This window comes from Cyclobacteriaceae bacterium, from assembly GCA_025808415.1.
In the GTDB taxonomy this organism is placed as follows: Bacteria; Bacteroidota; Bacteroidia; order Cytophagales; family Cyclobacteriaceae; genus UBA2336.
Map to the genome: position 1 here is coordinate 1814423 of CP075525.1, position 22168 is coordinate 1836590.

At 42.4% G+C, this 22168-nt stretch carries 22 protein-coding genes; 9 read left to right on the plus strand and 13 right to left on the minus strand.

The features are described from left to right. Window positions 1-585: a riboflavin synthase gene (locus KIT51_08525; GenBank protein ID UYN88273.1), complete on the plus strand. Its 585-nt coding sequence runs from the start codon at window positions 1-3 to the stop codon at window positions 583-585. Between the two features lie 61 nt (window positions 586-646). After that, window positions 647-1345 (plus strand): DUF2807 domain-containing protein, encoded by a 699-nt coding sequence (locus tag KIT51_08530; protein ID UYN88274.1) that lies wholly within the window; start codon window positions 647-649, stop codon window positions 1343-1345. A gap of 9 nt (window positions 1346-1354) precedes the next feature. On the opposite strand, the gene KIT51_08535 is transcribed toward KIT51_08530, so the two are convergent. After that, on the minus strand, window positions 1355-1924 hold the full coding sequence (locus KIT51_08535) for a phosphatase PAP2 family protein (protein UYN88275.1): 570 nt from the start codon (window positions 1922-1924) through the stop codon (window positions 1355-1357). 53 nt (window positions 1925-1977) lie between these two features. Here KIT51_08535 and KIT51_08540 point away from each other — a divergent pair, with 53 nt between their 5' ends. After that, window positions 1978-2901, plus strand: a complete 924-nt coding sequence (locus KIT51_08540) for an amidinotransferase (GenBank protein ID UYN88276.1) — start codon at window positions 1978-1980, stop codon at window positions 2899-2901. Here KIT51_08540 and KIT51_08545 read toward each other — a convergent pair. Then, a complete protein-coding gene (locus KIT51_08545) occupies window positions 2898-4883 on the minus strand; it encodes a hypothetical protein (GenBank protein ID UYN88277.1) in 1986 nt (661 codons plus the stop codon). The two genes, KIT51_08540 and KIT51_08545, sit on opposite strands and share 4 nt — an antisense overlap. A 77-nt stretch (window positions 4884-4960) precedes the next feature. Here KIT51_08545 and KIT51_08550 point away from each other — a divergent pair, with 77 nt between their 5' ends. Both KIT51_08550 and KIT51_08555 read left to right on the plus strand, forming a co-directional pair. Further along, entirely contained in the window at window positions 4961-6436 is a 1476-nt protein-coding gene (locus KIT51_08550; GenBank protein ID UYN88278.1) for an NAD(P)/FAD-dependent oxidoreductase, read from the plus strand. A gap of 10 nt (window positions 6437-6446) precedes the next feature. Beyond that, window positions 6447-7043, plus strand: a complete 597-nt coding sequence (locus tag KIT51_08555; GenBank protein ID UYN88279.1) for a hypothetical protein — start codon at window positions 6447-6449, stop codon at window positions 7041-7043. 3 nt (window positions 7044-7046) lie between these two features. Here the strand turns inward: KIT51_08555 and KIT51_08560 are convergent, their stop codons facing one another. The 11 genes from KIT51_08560 to KIT51_08610 all read right to left on the minus strand — a co-directional run bounded on the left by KIT51_08560 (window position 7047) and on the right by KIT51_08610 (window position 16222). Further along, the gene (locus tag KIT51_08560; protein UYN88280.1) at window positions 7047-7736 is read right to left on the minus strand and encodes a nitroreductase family protein; all 690 of its coding nucleotides are present in this window, start codon (window positions 7734-7736) and stop codon (window positions 7047-7049) included. Between the two features lie 75 nt (window positions 7737-7811). Continuing rightward, a complete protein-coding gene (locus KIT51_08565; GenBank protein UYN88281.1) occupies window positions 7812-8402 on the minus strand; it encodes a bifunctional phosphoribosyl-AMP cyclohydrolase/phosphoribosyl-ATP diphosphatase HisIE in 591 nt (196 codons plus the stop codon). After that, a complete protein-coding gene (gene hisF / locus KIT51_08570; protein ID UYN88282.1) occupies window positions 8399-9154 on the minus strand; it encodes an imidazole glycerol phosphate synthase subunit HisF in 756 nt (251 codons plus the stop codon). Before hisF ends, KIT51_08565 begins: the two co-directional genes overlap by 4 nt. A gap of 54 nt (window positions 9155-9208) precedes the next feature. Continuing rightward, a complete protein-coding gene (hisA, locus tag KIT51_08575) occupies window positions 9209-9934 on the minus strand; it encodes a 1-(5-phosphoribosyl)-5-[(5-phosphoribosylamino)methylideneamino]imidazole-4-carboxamide isomerase (protein ID UYN88283.1) in 726 nt (241 codons plus the stop codon). Beyond that, window positions 9931-10515, minus strand: coding sequence for an imidazole glycerol phosphate synthase subunit HisH (hisH, locus tag KIT51_08580; protein ID UYN88284.1), 585 nt, complete (start codon window positions 10513-10515; stop codon window positions 9931-9933). Before hisH ends, hisA begins: the two co-directional genes overlap by 4 nt. Window positions 10516-10531: 16 nt before the next feature. Continuing rightward, entirely contained in the window at window positions 10532-10888 is a 357-nt protein-coding gene (locus KIT51_08585; protein UYN88285.1) for a four helix bundle protein, read from the minus strand. A 73-nt stretch (window positions 10889-10961) separates the two neighbouring features. Beyond that, window positions 10962-12077, minus strand: a complete 1116-nt coding sequence (hisB, locus tag KIT51_08590; GenBank protein ID UYN88286.1) for a bifunctional histidinol-phosphatase/imidazoleglycerol-phosphate dehydratase HisB — start codon at window positions 12075-12077, stop codon at window positions 10962-10964. After that, window positions 12074-13102 carry a histidinol-phosphate transaminase gene (gene hisC, locus KIT51_08595; GenBank protein ID UYN88287.1) on the minus strand — a complete coding sequence of 343 codons (1029 nt, stop codon included), beginning with the start codon at window positions 13100-13102 and terminating at the stop codon, window positions 12074-12076. Before hisC ends, hisB begins: the two co-directional genes overlap by 4 nt. 36 nt (window positions 13103-13138) lie before the next feature. Beyond that, window positions 13139-14422 (minus strand): histidinol dehydrogenase, encoded by a 1284-nt coding sequence (gene hisD, locus KIT51_08600; protein ID UYN88288.1) that lies wholly within the window; start codon window positions 14420-14422, stop codon window positions 13139-13141. Between the two features lie 68 nt (window positions 14423-14490). Then, window positions 14491-15351: an ATP phosphoribosyltransferase gene (locus tag KIT51_08605; GenBank protein ID UYN88289.1), complete on the minus strand. Its 861-nt coding sequence runs from the start codon at window positions 15349-15351 to the stop codon at window positions 14491-14493. Window positions 15352-15571: 220 nt separating this feature from the next. Beyond that, window positions 15572-16222: a DUF3592 domain-containing protein gene (locus KIT51_08610; protein ID UYN88290.1), complete on the minus strand. Its 651-nt coding sequence runs from the start codon at window positions 16220-16222 to the stop codon at window positions 15572-15574. A 47-nt stretch (window positions 16223-16269) separates the two neighbouring features. On the opposite strand from KIT51_08610, the gene KIT51_08615 reads away from it, so the two are divergent. The 4 genes from KIT51_08615 (at window position 16270) to KIT51_08630 (ending at window position 22167) form a co-directional block, all read left to right on the plus strand. Next, window positions 16270-17295, plus strand: a complete 1026-nt coding sequence (locus tag KIT51_08615) for a tetratricopeptide repeat protein (GenBank protein UYN88291.1) — start codon at window positions 16270-16272, stop codon at window positions 17293-17295. 220 nt (window positions 17296-17515) lie between these two features. Continuing rightward, entirely contained in the window at window positions 17516-18280 is a 765-nt protein-coding gene (locus KIT51_08620) for a DUF1080 domain-containing protein (protein ID UYN88292.1), read from the plus strand. A 20-nt stretch (window positions 18281-18300) separates the two neighbouring features. Next, window positions 18301-21030, plus strand: coding sequence for a T9SS type A sorting domain-containing protein (locus KIT51_08625; protein UYN88293.1), 2730 nt, complete (start codon window positions 18301-18303; stop codon window positions 21028-21030). 300 nt (window positions 21031-21330) lie between these two features. Next, window positions 21331-22167: an alpha/beta hydrolase gene (locus KIT51_08630; GenBank protein UYN88294.1), complete on the plus strand. Its 837-nt coding sequence runs from the start codon at window positions 21331-21333 to the stop codon at window positions 22165-22167. Window position 22168 lies beyond the last annotated feature (1 nt).

The following is a 22168-nucleotide window of genomic DNA, read 5'->3' on the forward strand; positions in this document are numbered from 1 at the left end:
ATGTTTACCGGAATTATTGAAGCCATAGGCAAAGTTGAACGTATTGTTACCGATCAAACCAACAAACATTTTTGTATCAGTAGTCCGATCTCCCATGAATTGAAAACTGATCAAAGTGTTTCACATAATGGTGTGTGCCTTACGGTAACAAAGGCGGAGGATGGTAAACATTGGGTTACCGCAGTGGATGAGACATTAATGAAATCGACATTGGGTATTTTGAAGGAGGGAAGCCATGTTAACCTTGAGCGATGCATGGTGGCCAATGGCCGCTTCGATGGCCACATTGTTCAGGGGCATGTTGACCAGGTGGGTACTTGCGTGCGCGTTCAGGAAGTTGGGGGCAGTTGGTTGTTTGACTTTGAGTATGACCCATCACCTGGAAACATGACGGTTGAAAAGGGATCCATAAGCATTGATGGGGTAAGCCTAACATGTTTTAACGCCAAAGAAAATGGTTTTCGGGTTACCATTATACCCTACACGTTCGAACACACAACCTTTGGGACATTAAAAGCAGGTGAGCGGGTAAACCTTGAATTTGACATTATCGGCAAGTATGTGAAACGCTTGTTGGGCAAATAAAAAGATTCCGCGGCATGCAACGTTTTCAAAACCTCAGTCGTCTATGGGTTAAAACCGCATTATGAAGCATTTAATCACCCTGCTTATTCTCATTACCGGCCTTTCAGCAACCGCACAAAAGTCTACTGAAACAATTGGGTCCTTCACCAAAATCGATGTTTTTGGCCCGTTTGAAGTTGAGCTTATAAAAGCCGACCGGGAGTCTTTGGAATTGGATTATCGGGGTATTGATCCGGAACATATTGTGACCGAGGTTAACCGAGGCGAATTAAAACTGAAGTTACGCAATAAGCATTATATGAATGAGTGGAAAGATGATTTCCCACGATCAAAATATATAAGGGCGAAAGTTTACTATACTGAGCTTACGGATTTGCGCGCCCAGGCCGGAGCAGAAATATTTTCACAGGGTACCCTAAAATCCAGAAACCTGGCACTCGACTGCAGCATGGGTGCTGTGATGCAACTGGATGTTGTTTCCAAGAACTTGTATACGAAGGCCAATATGGGTGCCGAAGTAAACCTAACCGGTCAGGCCGAAACCTTTGAGGTAAAAGCCAACATGGGCGCAGTGTTGAAGGCTTCGCAGTTGCTCAGTAAAATAGTATATGTGAATGCCAACATGGGTGCTGAGGTAAAAGTGAAAGCGCTGGATGAAATTGAAGTGAGTGCCGGATTTGGGGCTACGGTAGATTATACGGGCAATCCTAATGTGCGACACACCAATAGGAATTTCGGGGCAGAAGTAAGGAGGTACTAGGTAACCACCTTACACATTTAACGCCAAACGTTGACTGACCGATTTGAAGACTTTGTACATAAGCAGTCCACCAATCAGTCCTATAACAGTTCCAGCTAAAACATCACCGGGATAATGTACGCCCAGGTAAATGCGGGTATAACTGATCACCGCTGCCCATAAAAACAACCACCCAATTAAACGGTTATCTTTTCTTAGCAACAGGAAAGTAAGCATGGCAATTCCAAAGGTGTTCGCGGCATGACTGGATGCAAAACCAAACTTTCCTCCTTTATAATTATTCACGGTGTGTATTTTGTCCTTAAGCAACGGTTCATGCGTGGGACGCAAACGCTCAAAAGCCGGTTTCATAAGGCCACTCGTAATACGGTCGGTTAAGCCGATACACAGCATGATGCAAATAAGCGGAACCCAGATTTTGGTAGTAAATTTTTTATAGAGCAAATAAATAATCAGAGTATATGCCGGAAGTGATGTTGCGGTTTTAGAGAGATAGTACATAACAGGGTCAAGCCAGGGAGCATGTAACCCATTTAAAAAGAAAAATACCTGCGTATCTAATTGTGCTATGGCATCCATGAATGTTTCTAAGTCATGCAAAATTAGTTAATTATGCCGGTAAATCAGGTTTCATGACAGATCAGGCTCCGCATAGCATTATGATGATACGCCCGGCAGCGTTTGGGTTCAATGCCCAAACGGCATCTTCAAATGCTTTTCAAAACCCGCTTCACGACCGTACTGAAGTTATTCAACAACGAGCGCTTGATGAATTTAACCGGATGGTGGATTTGTTGGAATCGCACGACATTGCTGTGCATGTTTTTGACGATTCAGCGGAGCTGATAAAACCGGATGCACTTTTTCCGAACAATTGGATTTCGTTTCATGCCGATGGTAAGGTTATCCTGTACCCGATGCTTGCCGAAAACCGCAGGTTAGAGCGCAGGACCGATATTATTCAATCCTTACAGCAAAAATTTTTGGTGAATGAGATAATCGACCTTACCGATGAAGAACGCAATAATCGTTTTTTGGAAGGCACAGGCAGCCTGGTGTTAGACTATGTAAACTGTATTGCTTATGCCAATCGTTCTGCCCGTACTGACGAAGCCCTGGTGTTGCAAGCCTGTGAACGGTTGGGGTATAAGCCGCTGATCTTTGATGCCATCGATAAGCATGGTAAGCCAATCTATCATACTAACGTGGTGATGTGTGTGGGTTCAAAATTTGCCGTGGTTGGCCTGGATGCTATTCAAAATGAGAATGACCAGGAGATTTTATTGCGCAGCTTTAAAGAGACTGGGCATAAAGTTGTTGCGATAAGTTATGAACAGATGGCGGCATTTGCCGGGAATATGATTGAGGTTAAAAGCAGGGGAGGAGAGTCCTATGTACTGCTTTCGGAAAGGGCATTTCATTCGCTTTTACCTGGCCAGATCGATGCGATCTCCCGTTTTTCGGAAATGATACCTATCCCGATTGACACCATTGAAACCTATGGTGGGGGTAGTGTGCGGTGTATGGTGGCAGGGATATTTAACCCTCCGCGTTAATTTTGGTCCAACTCCTTAATGCGGGCATTAATCCAGGCTTCCGCTTCTTTAGTTTCGGTACAAAAATGAACCAGTGCCCCGGCTTTTTCAATGGCGGCTTTTATCCGTTCACGGTAATCTTCATTGTGTTGGGCAGGATCGTAAATTCCAACGATCCAGGTAAGCCCAATGCGTACAGACTCAGGGATAATGGTAGTGACCATCCACATTTGATCTTCTTGCTTAATGGATCCTTGTTTGCGCAAGTCTGAGATCCAGTAGGGTGTGTTGTAGGTACGGAGCACATCCTGCGATTTTAAAAAAAGCTCGCGATAAGCTTCGCTGATGACTTGTTTCTTCCAGCGTATGCCCGCTGTGTTTAGCCGTGCATTGTAATAAATCTGACCGTACTCACTGTCGTAACAAATCTGTCCCTCCACATCGTCTGGCTTGGCGAATTCCAGCGTAAACGTAGTTCCTCTATTCAGCTCACTGGTTACCGAAATTTTTCCGCCCATGGCATCAACCTGCGATTTTACTAAATACAATCCCAACCCCTTTCCATCGGTATGGGTGTGGAAGCGTTTATACATAGTGAATAAGTCTTTGCCAAATTGATCCAGGTTCATGCCTAACCCATTGTCGGAAAATTTAAGGGTCACACATTCATGATCGGATTGAGTGTTGATGGAAAGTTCTAAGTTCCGGGTATGCGCCCGGTATTTAATGGCATTGCTCATCAGGTTGAAAAGTATACTGTTGAGCATGGGGCGTATGGTGTAAATAAAGGGTGCTTTCGAAAAATCAGCGTTAATACTGGTGCCTTGCGGAAACTGATGTTCCAGCCCTTGCCGTACCCGATCAAACTCCTGTTCGAAACTTACTTTTTCTTTGATTTTGTAAATATCGTTGCGGATATCGATGATTTTGTTCAGGTCTTTAATGATAACATCAAGCTCCAACGAAGATTTTTTAAGTAAGTCCAGCAATTCGCGTTGCTCCTCCGTCATCCCCTCCGATTTGAGGAACAACAGGTTTTCAAGCCCTATCAATCGGGCAACAGGGGCGCGCAGGTTGTGTGAAATGGTATAGGAAAACTGGCGGAGTTCGTTATTGTATTTAGATAGTTCTTCGTTTGTGTCGATCAGTTCTTTGTTCTTTTTTGCCACCAGGTCTTCCAGGTGCTCATTGTGCAGGTGTAATTGTTGTTTTTGGTTTTGGATCACCTGGTAAGCTTCTTCCAGTTTTTCCTGGTTGGTGTGAAGCTCTTCGGCTTGCGAAACCATTTCTTCATTTTGAGTTTCAATCTCGTTGTTGAGTTGCTGAAGCTTTAAGTTTTGTTCGCTTAGTTGTTTATTGATCGCATCTTTCTCCTGGAGTAGTTTAAAATTTTCATTGTCGGATTTGTCCACCGAACGCTTGAGCATATACGATGCCGAAGTGACCATAAGGAAGTTGACCGTAAAAATAATATTATAGTAGATGAATAGATCCTTCCTGCGATACATCTCTACCTCCCTTCCAAAAAGCTCAATAATAAAGTCGAAGCCCAACACACACGCCATGCAAATGAAAAGGGCCAGAAACATCCATCGTTTTTCTTTTAACGTGTCAAACACAAACATGGGCATAATGCATGTTGCCAGTGCAATAATGCGGGAAGGAAAATAGGACGTTGCATTTAATAACGGTGTTGCTTCGGCTGAACTGGCCGCTATCAGACCCACTATATAAATTGGTACTATTGTGGATATAACCAATCGACTTATTATGTAAAACCCCGCTCGATTGAGAAGCGGGATGATGGAAAATAAAATGAGGATGTAAAGGATACGCTGGATGCCAACGGTAAAGCCAACAAGCAGCGTTAAGGAGATAATAATAATGCTGGTAAGGATAAAAAGGACCAATGAAATCCTGTTGGACAGGATGATGCTCCTGTGCAAGTAATGATCTACTTTATCAGAAACACCCAAATTGGATAGAACCTTCCAAAACTTCATAAACGTTTTACTAACGCCCAATATACCCCCTTTTGTTAAATAGAATATGTGTAATTTCACCCTTATTTGTCTATAGTATGGAAAAATTTGATTTAGTGGTGATCGGTGCCGGGCCTTCCGGCTATGCGGCTGCCATGCGCGCCATTGATTTTAAGAAGAAGGTATTGCTGGTGGAAAAGAACAGGGTAGGTGGAGCCGGTGTAACCAATGGGGCCTTATCTTCTAAAACCTGGTGGGAACTTTCGCGCGAAGCTTCATCTTTTCGCAAAAACCTGAAACGCTATAATATTAAAGCACCCAGTATCGATTATAAAGAGATACAGGCCGAGGTTCAACGCGCAGTGGCCGAACGTAAGGATATGCTAAAAGAGCATATGGAGTTACTTAAAGGTTCCGGCCATTTTACTTTCAAGCGGGGAGTGGCTAAATTGATAAGCCAGCATCATGTTCAAATTATTACTGAAGATAAAAGTGAAGTGGTTGAGACTGACTACATTATTTTGGCCACCGGTAGCCGTCCACGTTATTTACCCGAATTGCCTATCGATGAAAAAATTGTAATGACCAGCGAGGGCATTGAAGGGATGGAGGACTTTCCCGAAAGTATGGTTATTGTTGGTGCTGGGGTTATCGGTTGTGAGTATGCCACTATCTTTTCGGGTTTTGGAAAAACCAAGGTGCACCTGATTGACAAGGGCGACCGAATACTTCCCTTTGAAGATGAAGATGTAGTGCGGGTGATTGAACGTAATATGGAAAACAATGGTGTGCTCATCCACCGGAATTCACACCTGGTTCGTATGGAAATAAAAAACGGCCGGGTTGAATACGAACTTGAGTATAATGATAAACACCGCGAAATCTTTAACGTTGAAAAGGCCCTGGTTTCGGTTGGTCGCGTTCCGAACTACGAATTGTTGTGGGATCACGATAAAGTGGATATCCATATTTCAAAACGCGGCATTGAGGATAATGATACCCAAACCAATGTGTCGAATATTTATGCCGTTGGGGATATAACAGCCGATATTTCCCTGGTGAATGTTGGCGAGTTGGAAGGGCGCTATGCCGTAGAAAAGATTTTTGGTAATCCAAACCGTAAGCTGGTTTACGAAAATATAAGCACCATTATGTTTTTAAGCCCCGAGGTAGCCGGAGTAGGGCTAAACGAAACACAAGCCCGCGAAAAGGGTATCGATTACCGGGTAGTTACGTTAGATTATAGTTGTATTCCTCGGGCCATTGCCAAACGCAATACCCAGGGATTTATTAAATTATTAGTTACCAACGATGACTACATGAAAATTCTCGGCATGAAAGTGGTTGGTAATCATGCATCCAGTGCGATACAGGCAGTGGCACTTTTAATTAGTATGGACAAGGGAATTGAAGAATTAGCAGAATGTGTACATCCGCATCCTTCCATTACTGAAGGGATTCAGGAATGTGTTCGCATGTTATTGGGTAAATCACTCTTTAAACCCAGCGTTCTTACCGGAAAAGTTACCTGCCGCACCAGTACGGCTGGTGTTTACGAGAACATGCACTTTTAATAACCGATATATGCAGGTAATCGGAATATCAATAAAATATATCCTGGCGGGTTTGCTGTTGCTTGGTGCGTGTGGTGTATGGGCCCAGCAAAAAGGACAAGTAGAAAAAAAGCGATCGAAGAAAGTTGTTTACGAAGAAATAGACCTTGAAGAGATGATCAAACGTTATTTCGGTAAAAGCCCTGCCGCCTATAATTCGTTGGAAGGTATCTATTCCGTTTCGGCCATAATTACCAAAACCAGTAAACCTTTTTTAGCCAGTCACGATCGTACAAAAGTTATTGACCGTAAAGATAATTATGCACGTGTTGCCATTTTGAAAGACTGGCCTGGGTCCAAGCGCGATTTTATTGAAGTTTCGATGAGTTATCACGTGGCTAACAAGTACCCCATAGTAGGTGAGTTTTCCTTCCTAACAGACGACCGTGGATTTACCTACAGGCACTTAGAACCCGATGGAACAAAAATAACCTTTACCATGCTGCACAACCAATCCGACCTGATGGAGGGCAGTTATACATTTATGGAAAAGCGCAAGACCATCAGCTATAAATTGTCGTACCTTAAAATTTATCCAAGGGCACAACAAGAAAGCGTACGGAATTGATGATCAATAGTACGTAACAACTTCGTCTATTTTTTTACGCTCCAGTTTTGGCACAAAGGTTTCATCTGCCGGATAGCCAACCGGAACTAACAAGAATGGTCTTTCATTTTCAGGTCGGTTTAAAATTTTGGTTAAGAAATTCATGGGGCTTGGCGTGTGGGTAAGCGCTACCAACCCTGCGTGATGAATGGCAGCCAGTAAAAATCCGCAAGCCAGTCCGACAGACTCGTTTACATAATAGTTGTTGGTTTTCGCGCCATCGGGTTTAAGGTCGTATGCCTTTTTGAAAACAACAATTAAATAAGGTGCAATTTCAAGGAAGGGTTTTTGCCAATCGGTTTGCAGGGGCCTAATGGCTTGCAGCCATTCATCGCTCATGCGGTTGTGGTAGCTTTCATACTCTTCTTTTTCAGCTTCGGTGCGGATTTGCTTTTTTATTTCTGGGTCAGACACAACACAGAAGCTCCAGGGTTGCTTATGCGCACCCGATGGTGCGGTGTTGGCAGTGCGAACAATATTATCAATGATTTCACGCGGTAACGATGTTGGTGAAAAGTCGCGCACCGTTCTACGTTTATTCATAGCATGATAAAAATCAATGCTCCGTTTAAGCATTTCCGGTTCCGGATAGGTTATTGGATTATACCGGATAAAGGGGAAGCCATCAATAACTTTTGCATCAGTTGTGTTCATTCGGACAAGTTAAAACTCCTGAAGGATAGTTAATAAAGAATTAACCGGCTGTAAGCTACGCGACAACGGGTTGAATTACCGATGCCTTTCTTTTAGTATGTGTTCTACTTCCGTAAGGGAAGCGTTTTTTGCCGCAAGCAATACCAGGAAATGATACATTAGATCGGCTGCTTCATTCAGGAATTTACTTTTATCCTGATCCTTGGCTTCGATCACCAGTTCTACAGCTTCTTCGCCAACTTTTTGGACCACCTTGTTTATTCCAGATTCAAACAACGAGGTAGTATAGGAGCCGCTTTTTGGATTTGCTTTTCTGTCCTGAATAAGTTTCTCCAATGATTTTAACGTCCACGAATCATTTCTTTCATTAAAGCATGTATCCGTACCGGTATGACATACAGGTCCCCTGGGTTTGGCTTTAATTAAGAGTGTGTCCTTGTCACAATCCACCTTTATCGTGACAAGTTCCAGGTAGTTGCCTGAGGTTTCTCCCTTTGTCCATAATTGTTGCTTCGAACGGCTAAAAAATGATACACGTTTTTCAGCCAAGGTTTTTTGATAAGCCTCTTTGTTCATGTACCCCAACATGAGTACCATGTTGGTTTCATTGTCCTGGATAATACAGGGTATAAGTCCGTTGCCTTTATCAAAGTTAATATCAGTCATAAGCGTACCGGTATGTGGTGGTTATGTAAAAATGATTTCAGATCAGGAATTTTTATTTCGTCAAAGTGAAAAACGCTGGCGGCCAGGGCAGCCTCAGCTTTTCCAAATGTAAATACATCTGCAAAATGCCCCATGGTACCCGCACCACCCGATGCAATCACGGGAATGGTGAGCAGTTCATGAAGTTTTTCCAGCGGATCGATGGCAAATCCATTTTTGGTTCCATCGTGGTTCATGCTGGTGAATAAGATTTCGCCAGCCCCTCGATCTTGCCCTTCTTTAGCCCAGGAGAAAAGTTTCTTTTCTGTTGGATTTTTTCCGCCATGGGTATGAACGATCCACGCATTGTCAACTTTGCGCGCATCAATGGCCAACACAATGCATTGCGAACCAAAAGCTTTTGATAATTGATTGATAAGATTGGGATTTTTAACGGCTGATGAATTTATGCTGACTTTATCTGCGCCAGCTTCCAATAGAGGCGCAACATCTTCTACCGAACTTATACCACCCCCTACAGTAAAGGGTATATTGATATGCCGCGCGATTTCCTTTACCAGGTGTGTAAATGTTTTGCGTTCTTCCTGCGTGGCCGAAATATCCAGAAACACCAGTTCATCAGCGCCTTGTTCGGCATAAGCTGCTGCCAACGCCACCGGATCACCGGCATCACGTAAGTCAACAAAGTTCACGCCCTTAACGGTGCGACCGTCTTTTATATCTAAGCACGGTATGATGCGTTTGGTTAGCATGGTGTTCGTTGTTGGTTGTTGGTTATTCGTTGTTAGTTGTTCGTTGTTAGAGTTTTATGGCTCATTATCCAAATTGTATAATTCCTGTAATGATATTTTTCCTTCATAAATGGCTTTGCCCACTATGGTTCCAAATACACCAATGGATTTTAATGCTTTCAAATCAGCAAGTGAACTCACGCCACCACTGGCAATTAATTTTAACGTAGGAAATTCAGAAAGTAGCTTTTTATAGAGGGTGATGTTTGGCCCGGCAAGCATACCATCAGTGCTGATGTCGGTACAGGTTACATACTGAATACCCAGACGTTGGTAGTTTGAAACAAAATCCCAAATGGATAGGGCAGAGGTCTCCGTCCAACCTTGTACGGCAATCATTTCGTTTCGTACATCAGCACTGAGGATAATCTTGGCAGCTCCGAATTCATCAATCCAGATGCTCACCTTTTCGGGTTCTTTAACAGCAATACTTCCCAGGTTCACTTGATTTACACCGGCTTCAAACAGTTGCCGGATTTCGGCTTTTGTTTTTATACCACCACCAAAGTCGACTTGAAGTGTTGTGGCTGAACAAATATCATCTATTGTTTTCCAATTGATTACTTTGCCCTGTTTAGCACCATCCAGATCAACCATGTGAAGATTTTTCAACCCGGCATCTTCAAAAGCTTTAGCCATGTCCACAGGTCTTTTATGGTAGATTTTTTTCTGGTCGTAATCACCCTGTGAAAGTCTTACACACTTTCCGTCAATAATATCGATGGCCGGAATGATCTTCATAGATCCAGGAAACTTTTAAGGATTTGTTCTCCCGCCTTAGCCGATTTCTCGGGGTGAAATTGCACAGCATAAAAATTATCTTTTTTCATGGCCGCGCTGAAGGGCAGCGTGTAGTTGCAAATGGCTGTAGTGAAAGCATTTACGGGCACATAATAGCTGTGTACAAAATATACACGGCTGTTTTCTGCTGTACGATCAGGCCACGAATTGGTAAGTGTAAGTTGATTCCACCCCATGTGCGGAACCTTATTTTCTTTTGTTGGGATAAACTGTTTCACGGTTTCATCAAAAATACCGAGGCAGGTGGTGTTATTTTCTTCCGATGCCTTACACATCAGTTGCATACCAAGGCAGATACCCAATACGGGTTGTTTGAGATTTTTAATTACCTCATCCAGTTTTTTATCCTTCAGGTAATTCATCGTTGTGCTGGCTTCCCCAACGCCCGGAAAAATAACCTTGTCAGCCGACTGAATTTTTTCAACGTTGTCTGTTACTTCAAAGTCAATGGCTAATCGCTCCAATGCATAAGACACAGATTGGATATTGCCAGCGTTGTATTTTAGTAGTACTGTGTGCATAAGTACGAATTGGGAATTACGAAGTACGAAGTTTTGAACGCGCTGTTTTAATCGATTGAACTGTAATTGCAGTTAGTTCATTGGCCTCTTTTATAAGTTCATTAATTTCAATTGACAGATCTTGGTTAAAATGAAGAATCAGCTCAAGGAAATACACTGACTCATCAATCTCTTCTTCGACAATCTTAAGTTTATTGATAAAATCTGCTGAGGATTTTCCGCGTAATGCAGCGCGATAATTGGCCCCTGTGGAACTTGAGCTTCTAATTAATTGATTGGAATAGGCACGATTAGCAGTTGTGCCAGGTAGCTTTTGTATAAGCTCAGCACAATGAATGGCAAATTCCTTAAACCGCTTTTTTAAATCTTGCATTTCAATTTAATTTTCAACTTATTCTCCAATCTCGTACTTCCAACCTCGTACCTCTAACCTTGTACCTCTAACCTCATAATACCCCCTTTGTACTCGGTAATTCACTTCCTTCTTTTTTCACCGCCATTTTAATTGCTTTTGCAAAGGCTTTAAAAATAGCTTCAATCTTATGATGCTCATTTGTTCCTTCAGCTTTTATATTCAGGTTGCATTTGGCTGTATCGGAAAATGATTTGAAGAAATGTAAAAACATTTCCGTAGGCATTTCACCGATTTTTTCACGTTTAAATTCCGTTTCCCAGACCAGCCATGGCCTTCCCCCAAAATCAATGGCTACTTGTGCCAGGCAATCGTCCATCGGTAACAAAAAACCATAGCGTTCGATACCACGCTTGTCACCCAGTGCTTTTAAGAAAGTTTCACCCAATGCCAAAGCAGTATCTTCAATAGTATGATGCTCATCGATGTGTAAATCTCCTTTAACAGCAATAGAAAGATCAAGACTACCATGCCGTGCCAGTTGATCCAGCATGTGATCGAAAAAGGCAAGGCCAGTTTGTATCGATGATTTGCCTGAGCCATCCAGGTTAAGCACAATGCTGATGTCTGTTTCTTTGGTTCTTCTTTTTACACTGGCTTTTCGGTTGGGCTTGCTCAATAATGTATAAATATCCGCCCATGATGTGGTAATCAGATCGCAGTATGGTTCAAGGCTTGCGTCCTTTAATTTTTGTTCTAATGAACCATTGTTGATCAGAATTGCCTTGCTGTTAAGATTTTTTGCCAGTTCCACATCGGTAAGCCTGTCACCAATCACGAACGAATTTTTCAGGTCATAATCAGACGATAAAAATTCCTGTAACATGCCGATACCCGGTTTGCGGGTCGGTTTGTTTTCATGGGGGAAGGAGCGGTCGATAAATATTTTAGAAAAGGTAATGCCTTCATTTTCCAACGTCTTCAGCATTTTAGTGTGTGCAGGCCAGAACGTTTGTTCAGGGAATTTTTCCGTTCCCAAGCCGTCCTGATTCGTGACCATCACCAATTCAAAATCACTTTCGCTGACGATTTTACTTAGCCATGAAATTACACCGGGATAAAACTCCAGTTTTTCCAAACTGTCAATTTGTTCATCGGGTGGCTCGATAATGAGTGTGCCATCACGGTCTATAAATAATACACGCTTCATAGTGTCTTTAGTGTTTCAATGAGTTTACTATTTTCTTCCGGTGTGCCCACCGTAATGCGAAGGCAATCATCACACAATACCACCGAGGAGCGATCGCGTACAATGATGCTATAATCAATCAGTTGATGGTATACTTTTTTTGCATGCTTTATTTTAACCAACACAAAGTTAGCATCGGTAGGGTACACGTTCAGCACATTTGGGATCGCTTGTAATTGTTGAATTAGAAATGAACGTTGCTCCAGAATTTCTTTTACCTGTCTGTCCTTTTCCTTTACAGATGAAATTTCTTTTAACGCAGTATTTTGCGTGAGTATATTGATGTTGTACGGGTACTTTATTTTATTCAGTACCGAAATGATTTCTTCTGAGGCAAATGCCATCCCTAGCCTTAGCCCTGCTAATCCCCATGCTTTGGAGAAGGTTTGGAGGACAACCAGATTAGGGTATTTGCTGAGGGAAGGAAGGAATCCCTCCGCGTTAGCGAAATCAATATAAGCTTCGTCAACTACTACGATACCTTTAAAGCTTGCCATGAGTGTGTAAATCTTTTCTTTTGATAACAAATTGCCCGAAGGATTATTCGGTGAGCACAGGAAAATAATCTTAACGGAACTATCAATGTTATTTTGAAGCCTTTCAAGATCCAGGTCGAAATCAACCGTTAGTTTTAGTTTCTTAACGTTCACATCATTCACACCGGCACAAACGGCATACATTCCGTAAGTTGGTTCTGTAATCAATATTGAATCTTGACCGGGCTCACAAAACGCACGGATAATCAGGTCGATGGCCTCATCGCTTCCATTGCCTAAAAATATCTTTGATGGGTTAATGTTTTTGATTTCACCAATTCTATCCTTTAGTTTTCTCTGAAGCGGATCAGGATAGCGATTATAGGCTGAAGGAAACGGATTTTCATTGGCATCCAGGTAAACCTCTGCTGTTCCCTTAAACTCATCGCGCGCGGTGGAGTAGGGTTTAAGGGTTCGAATGTTTTTGCGAACTAATGAAAGTATATCCATGATATATGTTTACGATCAACTAATAACTAACAACTATCAACGAATGGAATTAAGTCTAAAACGTACAGCCTGCTTATGCGCTTGCAGTTCCTCGGCTTCGGCCATTACTTCTACAACAGGGCCTAAATTTTTTATACCCATTTCCGATATTTTTTGAAACGTGACATACTTCACAAAACTTTCCACCGATACTCCCGCATACGCTTTGGCGTAACCATTGGTGGGAAGGGTGTGGTTGGTACCCGATGCATAGTCTCCGGCTGCTTCTGGTGTGTAATTTCCGATAAAGACAGAGCCCGCATTGATAATTTTTTCGGCTAGCACATCCGCATTTTTGGTATTGATGATCAGGTGCTCCGGTGCATAGGAGTTGATAAAATCGAGCGCTTCTGTTTCGGAATAAATAATAATTGTGCGACTGTTTAACAGTGCCTGTTCAGCAACAGCTTTTCGTGGGAGCACTGCCAGCTGATTTTTTAATTCATCATTAATTTTCTCCAGTAATGCTTCATTAGGTAATACCAGCATCACCTGGCTGTCTGCTCCATGTTCAGCCTGCGATAATAGATCTGCTGCGACAAAGGAAGGTGTAGCCGTTTCATCGGCCCATACCAATACCTCACTGGGACCGGCCGGCATATCGATGGCCACGCCATCCTGATTTACCAATTGTTTGGCTTTGGTAACATACTGATTACCCGGACCAAAAATTTTATACACGTTGGGGATGCTTTCCGTACCATATGCTAATGCACCGATTGCTTGTGCGCCTCCGGCTTTAAATATTTTAGTTACACCTGTTAGCTGTGCTGCAAATAAAATGGCGGGGTGAATGTTTCCATGTTTATCGGGGGGTGAGCAGAGTATAACTTCTGTGCATCCGGCTAACCTGGCCGGAATGGCTAACATCAAAACCGTAGAGAACAGAGGTGCAGTTCCTCCGGGAATGTAGATACCAACTTTTTCAATGGCTATAGCTTTACGCCAGCACTGTACACCGGGCATGGTTTCCGTAATTACTGCTTCGCGCAGTTGAGTCCTATGAAATTTTTCGATGTTGGATGCGGCTGTTTCAATAGCATTCTTTAAGGCAGGCTCAAGGGAATGTGCAGCAAGTTTAATTTCTTCTTCGGTAACCTGAAGGGTGCTGATCTCCACCTGGTCGTACTGTTTGGTAAATTCCTTTAAAGCAAAATCTCCGTTCTTTTTTACACGCACCAAAATATTTTTGACAGAACTCTCCAGAAACTCCAACTGCAGTTGCGGGCGTTCGCAAAGTTGTGACCAGGTGTGGCGGGAAGGGTTGGTGTATCGTTTCATTTTTGTTGGTTGTTCGTTGTTGGTTGTTGGTTGTTCGTACTTCGTACCTCGTATTTCGTACTTCCTAACTACTTAATCATTTTCTCAATCGGTATTACCAATATACCCTGAGCGCCCAGCGCTTTCAGTTGATCAATCTTTTCCCAAAAGTCGTTTTCATCCACAACGGAATGTAATGAACTCCAGCCTTCTTTGCCTAAGGGTAGTATCGTTGGACTTTTCATACCCGGAATTACATTCGTGATGGCTTCAATCGATTCATTCGGGCAATTCAATAATATATACTTGTTGTTTCGTGCTTGTTGAACGGCTTCAATTCGGAAAAGCAGTTTGTCGAGGATATCTTGTTTAGATTTTTCCAACTGAATTCTGGAAATCAGAGCTGCCTCTGACTTCATCACCAGTTCCACTTCCTTTAAACCATTGCTCAACAATGTACTGCCGGTGCTTACAATATCGCAGATGGCATCGGCCAACCCGATGCCGGGAGCAATTTCAACTGAGCCGCTGATTTCGTGAATGCCTGCCTTGATGTTGTTTTTCTTCAGGTAATCGCTGACGATGTTGGGGTAGGAGGTGGCGATATTTTTTCCTTCAAACCAGGTGAGTCCGGTATAGCTTTCGGAGCGCGGTATAGCAAGTGCTAATCGGCATTTTGAAAAATCCAACCGCTTAATGATGTTGCCCTTCTTTTGTTTTTCGATGAATACATTTTCACCGATAATACCGGCATCGGCTACACCATCTTCAATGTATTGGGGTATGTCGTCATCGCGAAGGAAGAGGACTTCAATCGGAAAATTACCGGCCTGTGTTTTCAGTTGATCTTTTCCATTGCTGATGTTTAGTCCGCAATCTTTCAGAAGTTTTAGTGATTCTTCCTGCAAGCGACCAGATTTTTGAATAGCGATTCGTAGTATGTTGTTCATTTTAATTTATTTATTAAACCTCACCCCGCCCTTCGGGCACCCCTCTCCTGTTAGGAGAGGGGAATAAAAAAAGGCCTGCCGTTATCGCGGCAAGCCTTTTCTCAAAGTCTTTATAGTTTAGTTAAAACATAAACCTGCCACGCAACGTGCTGTTAACATGATGGTGGTGATGATTGTTTATGATTAACGTGTTGTTCATTTCGTGAGCAAATAAAGATAACTATTGTGAGTTGGCCAAACTTCTTTTGATTTTTCTTGAGACTACCCATAATCCAAGGCTGAAGATCAGGAAGAACGTGCCGAATCCCGCGAAAAAAGTACTCAGCATATACCGTTCGGTGAATGAGTCGATTACTGCAACATCGGGGTTTTCAGGGTTTACCAGTAACGGAACCTGATCGCCTACCCTGTAATCGGGTGGAGAGGAGTACATGGTGCTTTCATAGCGCTTCACCTCGTTCTTCCAGGTATACTCCACTACCGGGGCTTGGGAACCGCTCTCATTTTCTCTGAATGAAACCACTATTCCTGTTACGCTGTCTGCATTACCGGTGTAACTGTTAAAGTAAACCAGCAAACCGATGGCTATGGCATAAAACGCGAAGGTGAAAATGAGGAAGAATACCATAAGGGCACGCATACCAAAGACAATACAGCCACCACCCTGAGTTTTTACCAGCGTAATCTGCTCAGCAATGTTAGGGGGTGCATTTTTCGCTTCCGGATGCTCCAGTTCAATGGCCTGAATCAACTTCTCGGCATCATCGGGGGCAATCTGAAATTTCTCCATCAAAAGTTCTTTAGCCCTTACCCGTTGGCTACGTTGTAAAAGACCGATAACTTGTTGTTTGATTTCGAGGTTAATACTCATGGTTTAGCATGAAATTAATGATTTTTGGGAAAGAAATGAGACAAACAATGATGAAACCGTTTGGGGCTGCTTTAATTATGTGGGTTGTGCTGGTGGCTTGTTCCGATAGTAAGGAAACCCGCCAGCAACGCTTTTTGCTCAAAGGCAATGAACTTTTGGTAAAGCAAAACTACCCGTTGGCCCATAAAAATTATGAAGAAGCCCTGCGCCTTGATTCGTGTTATGCCGATGCACTGAATAACCTGGGCACTGTATATTTCCGGCAAAAGCAATATGCCGAAGCGCTTCAGTATTACAGCACGGCCATTGGTTGCAAGCCGGGTTTTTTAAACGCCCATTTTAACCGGGCGAATACATTTTATGAATTGGGTAAACCCGATGATGCCTTACGTGACATCCAGTATATAAAGCGTGAAAAGCCGGATACCCTTACTGTGTATTTTTTAGAAGGATTGGTTTACACCAAGAAGCGCGATTATGCAGCCGCACTGGCATCATTTGATCGGGCGCTTGCCATGGATTCGTTAAATGCCGAATTGTGGGTGAATATCGGGACAGTGCATTATTACGCCCATAACTTTGAAGCGTCACGGGCCGCCTTGGTTAAGGCCTATGCCCTTGATGATACTGAGGCAAATGCTTACAATACACTAGCCTTGTTGAGCGCTGCGGAAGAAAAGTTTGATGAGGCAATGAATTGGATTACCAAAGCACTGGATTTGAAACCCCGCGATGCTTTCTTTTTGAATAACCGTGGATTTATATACCTGTTGCAGGATAATCGTGAAGCCGCCCTGGAGGATATTAATAAAAGTATAACCCTCGATCCGTACAATGGCTGGGCCTATCGCAATAAAGGTATTTATTACTTAAAGTCGGATGATGCTACGGCTGCGCTGCGTGTTTTAAAACAGGCAGTAGACCTTGACCCCTTTATCGATGAAGTTTTCTATTACCTGGCCGAAGCCTACCTGAAAACAGGCGACCGGACCAATGCCTGTGTGGCCTGGAGCGAATCGAAAGCGCGGGGCGAAAACGTAAAAGTTGATTTGAACCCCTGTATCAATAAATAGAATTTTGTAATATTGATTATCCTTAACTTATATAATTATGTCAAAATCAATGGATCGTAAAAAGGAGACCAAGAAAGCTCCCAAGAAAACCTTAAAAGAAAAGCGTGCAGAAAAGCGCGCTAAGAAGAACGGTTAATGCTTGAGCCCACCTACACGGTGGGCTTTTTAGTGTAGCACAAACCGAAAATTCCCTTTATCTTCATCATGCAAACCATTAAGCATGAAAAATATTTTAGTGATTGTTTTGGTGTTCACCATTGTTTCGGGTTGTACAAAAAAAACTGAAACTGAGGATACCTGGATGCAACTCTTCAACGGTAAAGACCTTGCCGGGTGGATACCCAAGATTTCCGGCTACGAAACCGATGTAAATTTCAACAACACCTTCCGCGTGGAAGATGGAATCCTAAAAGTTTCGTATAGCGAGTACGATTCCTTCCGCAGGGAGTTCGGTCATTTATTCTATAAAGATGAATTTTCGCATTACCGGCTGCGCATCGAGTATCGCTTTACGGGTGAACAGGTGCCGGGTGGTCCGCGGTGGGCTATCATGAACAGCGGAGTGATGGTACATGGCCAACGTCCTGAAACGATGGGTATTGATCAGGACTTTCCGGTATCATTGGAAGCGCAGTTTCTGGCGGGCACACCCGAGTGGAAACGATCTACCGGTAACCTCTGCACACCCGGTACACACGTATACCTGGCCGATACCCTAACCAAACAACATTGTATTAACTCCACCAGTAAAACCTATATGCTAAACGAATGGGTAACCGCGGAAGTAATTGCCTATGGCGATAGCCTGCTTCATCATGTTATTAATGGCGACACGGTGATCACCTATACCCGCCCGGTAATTGGTGATGATAGTTACAAAACTGCTAACGATGGCGCTCCGCTAAAACGTGGAACTATTTCATTGCAAAGCGAAAGCCACCCGGTGGAGTTTAGGAAAGTGGAGTTGATGGTATTACGTAAATAAATATTTCAGAGATATTTATTATGGTGTTTTTTATAAGTAAAGCTAGCATCTTCATCATTATCCTGTGCATCCTGAATTTTATAATTGGGAATTTTTGCTATGCCCAAAACCCAGGTCAGTACGATCCAAGTTTCAATCTAATAGATGATGGTACTTATGGTGATGGAAAGGGTTTTAGTTCAGTTTGGAATACAGAGGTCAAGTCTATTGCTGTTCAACCGGATGGTAAGGTAGTAGCTATAGGCGATTTTACGACATACAATGGCGAGCCGAGCCGAGGAATTGTTAGGATAAATAGTGACGGTTCTATTGATAAATCTTTTAACGTAGGTTCTGGATTCAACTTGAGTCCAATGTGTATTAAAATCCTGATGGATGGAAAAATTTTGGTTGGTGGTAATTTTACTTCTTACAATGGAGTATACAGACCAAAAATTATCCGATTGAATTCAGACGGAACACCGGATATTTCTTTTAACCCAGGAAGCGGTGCAGATAATGGAGGTTACATTCTATCTGTTGACCTATTTGAGAGTAAGATCATCGTTGGAGGTTTCTTTAATTCTTTCAATGGAGTCGCAAGAAATCATATTTGTAAACTAAATGAAGATGGCACAATTGATGAAACTTTTGATCCGGGTTACGGTTTTGATGCGGCCGTATATGCGGTTTTAGTGCACGATGATGGTAAGATACTCGCTGGTGGGGGATTTGAGGATATTAATGGTATTGAGCGGAGAAAAATTGTGCGCTTGAATAGCAATGGAACAGTTGACTTGGGATTTGATCCTGGATTGAATATAGAAACTGCTGTTAGGGATATGGTACTCACAGGCGAAGGTAAAATAGTGGTAGGAATGTTGAACGGAGTGAGACGGTTGAATACGGATGGATCGCTAGATACTGGATACCTTAATGAAGCTGAGTTTGATGGCTACATCCATAAATTATTATTGCTTTCTGACCAAAGATTGGTTGTTGGCGGTGAGTTCGATTCGATTGATGGCATTTCATGTAAAAAATTGGCAGTGTTAAATACAGATGGAACTATAGACACTTCATTCGATTTAACGAAAGGATTTGATAATTCGGTTTATGCAATCGGCCAGCAGGTCGATGGAGATTTGATGGTAGGTGGAACGTTTAGCCTTTTTGATGAAACTAGAGTAGGAAGGATTGCAAGGCTACGATTGAATGCAACCTTGGATGATTATTTTAATATTGGAACTGGCTTCGCTGGCTATGCATCTATTGGCCAAATATGCATTCAGCGTGATGATAAGATAGTAGCTTCAGGCCAATTCACTTCGTTTAACGGAGTAAAAGTAAATAATATCATCAGGCTAAACTCAGATGGTTCATTAGATCCAAGTTTTAATCCTGGAGCTGGTTTGGATTTGCCTCCCTATTGTATGGTCCTGCAAGAAGATGAGAAGATTCTCGTAGCAGGACTTTTTAATTCCTATAATGGCTATCCGAGGAAAGGCATTGCCCGGTTGAATCCTGACGGGTCGTTGGATGAAACTTTTAACCCTGGTTCAGGATTTGATTATGTTGTGCAATGTATGGTTGTTCAACCGGATGGAAAGGTTATAGTAGGGGGGTACTTCACTGAATATAATGGAGCACCTGTCAATCGTATTGCCAGACTTAACACTGATGGTACCCTTGATTTAAGTTTTAATCCGGGTGAGGGCTCCAATGATGGTGTAAGACTACTTGGCTTGCTTAAAGATGGTAAAATTATTGCAGCCGGGTCTTTTACTGAATTTGATGGTCACCCAAGGAAACAACTTGTCAGGCTGACTTCTAACGGAAACATTGACTTAAGTTTTAGTGTTGATCAGGGTTTTAATGGATACCTGCATGATATGATAGTTGAAGATGATGGTAAAATAATAGTTAGCGGCTACTTTGATCGGTTTAATAATATAAGCAGGCACGGTGTTGCAAAGCTCAATGCAAATGGAACCCTTAATAGTTTTGATTTGAGGTTACCGATTCAGCAATCTTTTGTGCCGATTATATTTAGACAAAGCGACAATAAGTTGCTTATATACGTTCTTTCATCGAATATTTTTTTGAGTAGGTATAATTTAAATGGGGGGCTCGATAATTCTTATGATATGAGCGCGAGGTTTAACGGAACCATTGAAGCAATTGCGGAACAATCTGATGGTAAACTCATAATTGGGGGATCTTTTTCAAAGATTGATAATATATGGCGGAATAAAATAGCCCGTATTATTGGCTGTCTTGACCCAGAAGCCACGATTACTCAATCAGGAAATGAATTACACGCAGGTATAAGAGGTGATTTGCAGTACCAATGGATTGATTGTAATACAAATGATGTAATTCAGGATGAAAAAATGGCAAGTTTTACCCCTTCATCGAGTGGATCATACACTGTTAAGGTTTCTGATGGAGCCTGTTTCAAAGTGGCAGATTGCTATAATTTTTCTATTACCTCTGTTTTAGGCGAAACGATCGATGATTTTATTTTGGTTTACCCAAACCCATCACACGGAGAATTTAAAATAGTATTTTCTAACAGCCGGAATTATCCAGTGGAAATCACTATAAATAGTATCCAAGGCGCTCATTTTTTTAAGCAAGTATATGATTCGGTGTTTGATAGAGGCAATATCACAATTAGCTTGCCATCGGCTGAATGGCCAAAGGGTGTTTACGTTGTGAAAATATCTGACACTGTTACTAGTCGATTCAAAAAAATAATTATCCGTTGATGCTGAAAAGAATATATTGCTGATGCATGTATATTTCATTTACTCCCCTTACCACTAAGCCATTGTTGGTCTTCTTGACCAACAATGTATATGTGAAGGAAGTGTTTTGTTGGAAAAGAACACAAACAAAGGCTAACTTGTATCTAATACAATTACAATAGGGATATGAGGCATATCGTTCAGGTAATAGTTCTTTTCGTCACCATCTCATTTTGCTCAGGCTAAACCCTTCATAGCTATACCAGTGATGGATACACGCTTTATTATGAACAATACGGCAGCGGCCCCGCGTTGTATATTTTGTCTGGCGGACCGGGCGAGTATCCAAACCAAAGCTACCGCCAGTTGGCTGATAGCCTGAAGAACTGGTACACCTGCATTATTGTACATCAGCGCGGCTCGGGTAAATCGCGTAACATACCCATTAATGAAAATACCATTTCCATAACCCGCTACACCGATGATCTTGAACGCTTGCGCCAGCACCGTGGCGATAAACAAATTACCCTGTTGGGTGTGTCGTGGGGCGGGTTATTAGCGATGAATTACACCGCAACGTATTCAAAATTTGTTTCGCAAATCATTCTCGTGTGTTCTGCACCGCCATCCTACAAGCTCTGGCATTTTTTGTATGATAACCAGTTTGCAAGGCGTTCCTTGGCTGAGGTGGATTCACTAGACCACCTTCAACAAATCTTTTCCGCAAAAACGGAACGCGAACTTGATTCGTTGAAGCGTGCTGACCCGTTGAATAAAGAAGTAGTGGCCTACAAAGAATTTATTCTCATACACGTTCGGGCTATGTATTACGATAGGCGCAAAGTTTCCCGAGCGATGTACGAGCAGTTGTTTTATGAGTTTAATTTTCAACCTATTCCCTTTATCGACAAGGAAGTGTTGGAAACAAAATTCGACATCACCAATAAGCTCAGGAAACTGAAAACCCCGGCCCTGATTATCTATGGCCGCCAGGATGATCAGGGCGAGTCGACCTTTTACATGCAGAAGGAGTGCTTTCGAAACCATGAAATGCATGTTATTGAGCAATGCGGACATGAAATTATAGAAGAGCAGCCCGAGGAGTTTTATAGGATATTGTTGGGGTATCAGAGAAGGATGAAGTCAAACAGGAATTAAA

Excerpts from the sequence above, each read along its gene's own strand:
- KIT51_08525 (UYN88273.1), top strand. The coding sequence starts at position 1 with ATGTTTACCGGAATTATTGAAGCCATAGGCAAAGTTGAACGTATTGTT.
- KIT51_08530 (UYN88274.1), top strand. The coding sequence starts at position 647 with ATGAAGCATTTAATCACCCTGCTTATTCTCATTACCGGCCTTTCAGCA.
- KIT51_08535 (UYN88275.1), bottom strand. The coding sequence starts at position 1,924 with ATGGATGCCATAGCACAATTAGATACGCAGGTATTTTTCTTTTTAAAT.
- KIT51_08540 (UYN88276.1), top strand. The coding sequence starts at position 1,978 with ATGACAGATCAGGCTCCGCATAGCATTATGATGATACGCCCGGCAGCG.
- KIT51_08545 (UYN88277.1), bottom strand. The coding sequence starts at position 4,883 with ATGAAGTTTTGGAAGGTTCTATCCAATTTGGGTGTTTCTGATAAAGTA.
- KIT51_08550 (UYN88278.1), top strand. The coding sequence starts at position 4,961 with ATGGAAAAATTTGATTTAGTGGTGATCGGTGCCGGGCCTTCCGGCTAT.
- KIT51_08555 (UYN88279.1), top strand. The coding sequence starts at position 6,447 with ATGCAGGTAATCGGAATATCAATAAAATATATCCTGGCGGGTTTGCTG.
- KIT51_08560 (UYN88280.1), bottom strand. The coding sequence starts at position 7,736 with ATGAACACAACTGATGCAAAAGTTATTGATGGCTTCCCCTTTATCCGG.
- KIT51_08565 (UYN88281.1), bottom strand. The coding sequence starts at position 8,402 with ATGACTGATATTAACTTTGATAAAGGCAACGGACTTATACCCTGTATT.
- hisF (UYN88282.1), bottom strand. The coding sequence starts at position 9,154 with ATGCTAACCAAACGCATCATACCGTGCTTAGATATAAAAGACGGTCGC.
- hisA (UYN88283.1), bottom strand. The coding sequence starts at position 9,934 with ATGAAGATCATTCCGGCCATCGATATTATTGACGGAAAGTGTGTAAGA.
- hisH (UYN88284.1), bottom strand. The coding sequence starts at position 10,515 with ATGCACACAGTACTACTAAAATACAACGCTGGCAATATCCAATCTGTG.
- KIT51_08585 (UYN88285.1), bottom strand. The coding sequence starts at position 10,888 with ATGCAAGATTTAAAAAAGCGGTTTAAGGAATTTGCCATTCATTGTGCT.
- hisB (UYN88286.1), bottom strand. The coding sequence starts at position 12,077 with ATGAAGCGTGTATTATTTATAGACCGTGATGGCACACTCATTATCGAG.
- hisC (UYN88287.1), bottom strand. The coding sequence starts at position 13,102 with ATGGATATACTTTCATTAGTTCGCAAAAACATTCGAACCCTTAAACCC.
- hisD (UYN88288.1), bottom strand. The coding sequence starts at position 14,422 with ATGAAACGATACACCAACCCTTCCCGCCACACCTGGTCACAACTTTGC.
- KIT51_08605 (UYN88289.1), bottom strand. The coding sequence starts at position 15,351 with ATGAACAACATACTACGAATCGCTATTCAAAAATCTGGTCGCTTGCAG.
- KIT51_08610 (UYN88290.1), bottom strand. The coding sequence starts at position 16,222 with ATGAGTATTAACCTCGAAATCAAACAACAAGTTATCGGTCTTTTACAA.
- KIT51_08615 (UYN88291.1), top strand. The coding sequence starts at position 16,270 with ATGATGAAACCGTTTGGGGCTGCTTTAATTATGTGGGTTGTGCTGGTG.
- KIT51_08620 (UYN88292.1), top strand. The coding sequence starts at position 17,516 with ATGAAAAATATTTTAGTGATTGTTTTGGTGTTCACCATTGTTTCGGGT.
- KIT51_08625 (UYN88293.1), top strand. The coding sequence starts at position 18,301 with ATGGTGTTTTTTATAAGTAAAGCTAGCATCTTCATCATTATCCTGTGC.